The organism is Phenylobacterium sp. (genome assembly GCF_036723115.1).
Taxonomy (GTDB): domain Bacteria; phylum Pseudomonadota; class Alphaproteobacteria; order Caulobacterales; family Caulobacteraceae; genus Phenylobacterium.
In genome coordinates, this window is record NZ_DAIMHV010000193.1 from 1 (window position 1) to 4,209 (window position 4,209).

The 4,209-nt window shown below is 71.5% G+C and carries 5 protein-coding genes; 2 read left to right on the forward strand and 3 right to left on the reverse strand.

Annotated features, from left to right (window positions below; all coding sequences use genetic code 11):
- On the forward strand, positions 1-931 hold a 931-nt coding region (locus tag V7D28_RS14125; protein ID WP_333588023.1), incomplete at its 5' end, for a glycoside hydrolase family 15 protein.
- On the opposite strand, the gene V7D28_RS14130 is transcribed toward V7D28_RS14125, so the two are convergent.
- The 3 genes from V7D28_RS14130 to V7D28_RS14140 all read right to left on the reverse strand — a co-directional run bounded on the left by V7D28_RS14130 (position 928) and on the right by V7D28_RS14140 (position 3,831).
- Positions 928-2,364, reverse strand: coding sequence for an amidase family protein (locus tag V7D28_RS14130; RefSeq protein WP_333588024.1), 1,437 nt, complete (start codon positions 2,362-2,364; stop codon positions 928-930). The genes V7D28_RS14125 and V7D28_RS14130 overlap by 4 nt on opposite strands.
- Positions 2,364-3,137 (reverse strand): 4-hydroxy-tetrahydrodipicolinate reductase, encoded by a 774-nt coding sequence (dapB, locus tag V7D28_RS14135; RefSeq protein WP_333588027.1) that lies wholly within the window; start codon positions 3,135-3,137, stop codon positions 2,364-2,366. The genes V7D28_RS14130 and dapB overlap by 1 nt, the downstream gene beginning before the upstream one ends.
- A gap of 139 nt (positions 3,138-3,276) precedes the next feature.
- Complete coding sequence (locus V7D28_RS14140) at positions 3,277-3,831, reverse strand: hemerythrin domain-containing protein (protein ID WP_333588025.1); 555 nt, start codon at positions 3,829-3,831, stop codon at positions 3,277-3,279.
- A gap of 198 nt (positions 3,832-4,029) precedes the next feature.
- On the opposite strand from V7D28_RS14140, the gene V7D28_RS14145 reads away from it, so the two are divergent.
- Positions 4,030-4,209 (forward strand): hypothetical protein (locus V7D28_RS14145; RefSeq protein WP_333588026.1); only part of this gene is annotated, 180 nt, incomplete at its 3' end.

Below are 4,209 nucleotides of genomic sequence, written 5' to 3' on the forward strand. Positions count from 1 at the left end.
GAACTACCTCTCCTACCTGCGCAACCTCGTGGACGAGGAGGGCGGGGGCCATGTGCAGCCGGTCTATGGGGTGGGGCTGGAGCCTGGCCTGACCGAACGCATCGCCCGGGCCCTGCCCGGCTATCGCGGCATGGGGCCGGTACGCATCGGCAACCAGGCCCACGAGCACCTGCAGCACGACGTCTATGGCCAGATCATCCTGTCAACGGTCCAGGCTTTCTTCGACGAGCGCCTGCTGCGGCCGGCCACGGTGGACGACTTCCGCGCCCTGGAGCCGGTGGGGGAGCGGGCCTATGAGCTCTACGCCACCCCCGACGCCAGCCTGTGGGAGTTCCGCGGCCGCGAAGCGATCCACACCTATTCGGCGGTGATGTGCTGGGCGGCCTGCGACCGGCTGGGCAACGCCGCGGTGCAGCTCGGCCTGCTGGAGCGGGCCCAGTACTGGAACGCCCGCGCCGCGGAGATGCGCCAGGTGATCGAGGCCCGCGCCTATAATGAAAAGCTCGGCCGCTTCGCCGCCACCTTCGACGGCGAGGAGTTGGACGCCAGCCTGCTGCAGCTGGTGGACGTCCGCTTCACCCCGGCCAGCGACCCGCGCATGAAGGCCACCATAGAGGCGGTGGAAAAGGGCCTGCGCCGCGGCCCCTACATGCTGCGCTACGCCATCCCCGACGACTTCGGCGAGCCCAAGACGGCCTTCAACATCTGCACCTTCTGGCTGATCGAGGCCCTCTATCTGTCGGGCCGGGCCGAAGAGGCCCGCGAGCTCTTCGAGGAGATGCTGACGCGGCGCACCGCCGCGGGCCTCTTGTCGGAGGACATCTCCTTCGACGGGAACGAGCTCTGGGGCAACTACCCCCAGACCTACTCCCTGGTGGGCCTGATCAACTGCGCCGGCCTTCTGTCGCGGCCCTGGACCTCGGTGCGCTAGAGCTTCAGCTCGGGCGGGGTGAAGCCGCGCACATTCTCGTCGATGGCCTGGGCGATGGAGAGCAGCCGCCCGTCGCCCCCGTGCGGTCCGATCATCTGCACGCCGACCGGCAGACCGCCGGCCTGGCCCGCCGGCAGGGTGACCGCCGGCAGATAGAGGGCGGTGGCCAGCGCGATCCAGCCCAGCATGGCGACATAGGGGATGGTCGATCCGTCAGAGAGGCTCAACCGGCGGCCGGCGAAACTGCGATGGTCGTGGGGGAAGGCGGCCACCGGCGCCACCGGGGCCAGAATGGCGTCATAGCGCTCGAAGGCGGTCTCCACCTCCCGGCGCAGGCGGGCGCGCACGGCGTCGGCGGCCAGCCACTCCCGGTGCCGGGCGGTATAGGCCCGCACCGACCGGGCCCAGGAGAACGGGTCCTCCCCCCGGGCCAGGCGGGCGGGGCCGCGCAGCATCTCCATGCGGCGATAGTCCGCCTCGGGCAGGTCAGAGCCGATGATGGCGCCCAGCAGGGTCATGTAGGCCTCCAGCAGGGTGGCCATGTCCACCGGCGCCGCCACCGGCTCCACCACCACGCCCGCGGCCTCCAGTTCGGCGGCGAAGGCCTCGATGGCCCGGCGCACGGGGGGGTCCAGGGGCAGGCCCGGCGCCTCGAGCCACAGGCCGAGCTTGACCTTGGGCAGGTCCGCCGCCGGGGCCCGGGCCGAGACCCCGCCATCGGCCATGATCGACAGGAGCAGGCGCAGATCCCGGGCCGAACGGGCCAGGGGGCCGATGACGTTCAGGTCCGGCTCCTGCCAGGAACCCGGGCTCGGCGGCACATGGCCCCGCTGGGGGACCAGCCCCCAGGTGGGCTTGTGCGAGAAGACGCCGCAGAAATGGGCCGGAACCCGCAGGGAGCCGCCGATGTCCGAGCCGATCTCCAGCGCGCTGACGCCCGCGGCCACCACCGCGGCCGCCCCGCCGGAGGAGCCCCCCGGCGTGCGTTCGGCGTCCCAGGGATTGTTGGTGGCGCCATAGAGGCTGTTATAGCTCTGCCAGTCCCCGGCCATCACCGGCACATTGGTCTTGCCCCAGATGACCGCGCCGGCCTTGCGCGCCAGGGCGACGGCGGCGGCGTCATCGGCCTTGCGCCGCCGGTGAACCTCCAGCCCGGCCGAGGCGGGCATGCCGCTGACATCCAGGGTGTCCTTGATGGTCATGGGCAGGCCGGCCAGGGGACCCAGGCTGTCTCCCCGGGCGCGGAGATCATCGATGGCCCGGGCGCGCTCCAGGGCCCGCTCCAGATCGGCGGCCACCACGGCGTTCAGGGCGTGGTGGGTCTGTTCGTGCCGGGCCAGCACGGCTTTCAGCAGGTCCACCGCCCCCACCCGGCCCGACGCCAGGACGGAGACCTGACCGCTGGCGTCCAGGGCGAGCAGGGGATGGTCCATCAGTCCTTCAGCCCCAGCACGTCCTGCATGTCATAGGCGCCCGGCGGCTGGCCCGCCGCCCACAGCGCCGCGGTCACCGCGCCGCGGGCGAACAGCCCCCGGTCGCGGGCCGAGTGGGAAAGGGTGAGGATCTCGTCCTCGGCGGCCAGCACCACCGAATGCTCCCCGATGATCCCGCCCCCGCGCAGCACCGAAAAGCCGATCTCGCCCGTGGGCCGCTCGCCGGTGAGGCCGTCGCGGGCCGGCCGGGCCACGTCGGCCAGGGCGACCCCGCGCCCCTGGGCGGCGGCCTCGCCCAGCATCAGGGCGGTGCCGGACGGGGCGTCCACCTTGCGCCGGTGGTGGGCCTCGAAGACCTCCACGTCATAGGCCTCGGCCGGCAGGGCCCGGGCGGCGCGGGCCACCAGGCCCATGAGCATGTTGACGCCCAGGGAGAAGTTCCCCGCCCGCACGATGGGAATGGCGCCGGCGCAGGCCTCGATCCGCGCCAGGTGGGTCTCATCGAAGCCGGTGGAGCCGATGACGAGCGCGATGTTCCCCCGCGCGGCGCAGGCCTCCGCCAGCTCGGCCGAGGCGGCCGGGGTGCTGAAGTCGATCACGACCTGGGCCGAGGCCAGGGCGGTGGCGAGATCCGCCAGGCCCTCGCCTTGCGCGCCAGGGCGGTCGAACCGGGCGGAGAGGCGCGCGTCTTCGCGGCTCTCCACCGCGGCGGCGACGGCGCGGCCCATGCGGCCAAGGGCGCCGGCCACGGCGATGGGGATGGGGGCGGTCAGGGCGGTCTCTCCGGGCGCGGGACGTGGCGCTCAGAAATGTCGCGCGCCGCGCGCCCCGGTCAAGAGAAAGCCCCGCAAGAGAAAGCCCCAACGCCCCGCGCGGGCGCGGGGGGCGTTCCTGTCCGGGCGGACGACATCTCTACGCCGCCGGGGCCGGCGGGGGGGCGCCGTGCCGCAGCTCCACCCCCTTGAACGAGCGGGTTTCCGGCGTGGGCAGGCCCTCGGCCTCGAACTGGGCCAGCAGCTCCTGCTTGCGCGCCTGCATCTGGGCGCCCAGGGCGTCCAGGTCCACATCGGTGGCCCGGCACTGGGCGAACATGCCCTTGGCGGGACGCTCCTCCTCCTTGACATGGTGCTCGATCTCCTCGGAGAGGACCGAGACCTTGGCGTCATAGAAGGGGTCGTCCGGGGCGCCGGCCATCAGCTCGGCGATCAGGGTCTTGGCCCCGTCGTGCTCCACATAGCCTTCGTCCAGGATGTCGTCTTCGATCTTGCCCCGGAAGGTGGGGTAGAAAATCTCCTCCTCGATCAGGGTGTGGACGATCAGCTCGGTGCAGATCTTCTTGACGATCTGCGCCTTGCGCTCGTCGCTGCGGGCCTTTTCGAACTGTTCGAACAGGTCCTCCACCTCCCGGTGGTCCTGTTTCAGAAGCTTGATGGCGTCGATCTTGTCGGTCTTGCCGTTGGTGGCCATGGGCTGTCTCCCGTTGTCTGGCGCTTGCCGCACCAACGCCGTCGAGGCGGGATTGGATGCTTGGTCGGCTGGCCGACTCTGACCCCTCCGCGAAGCGGCGATTGCCAAGCCGGGCGCTTTTCCCCCAATCTAGCGGTCTTGCTTTCCGCCGGGCCTGTCCCGGACCCATTTCAGACGTCCATTTTCCAAGAGTCTCCCATGGCCGAGATCACCATTCCTCGTCAGTTCCGGGGTCCCCCCGTCACCGCAAACGGCGGCTATATCTCCGGCGTCCTGGCCAAGGCCGTGGGCGGCAAGGGCAGCGCCATGCTGCGGTCGGGCGTGCCCCTGGACACCCCCGTCCGCCTGGAGACCGGCGAGGACGGCGTGGTTTCGGCC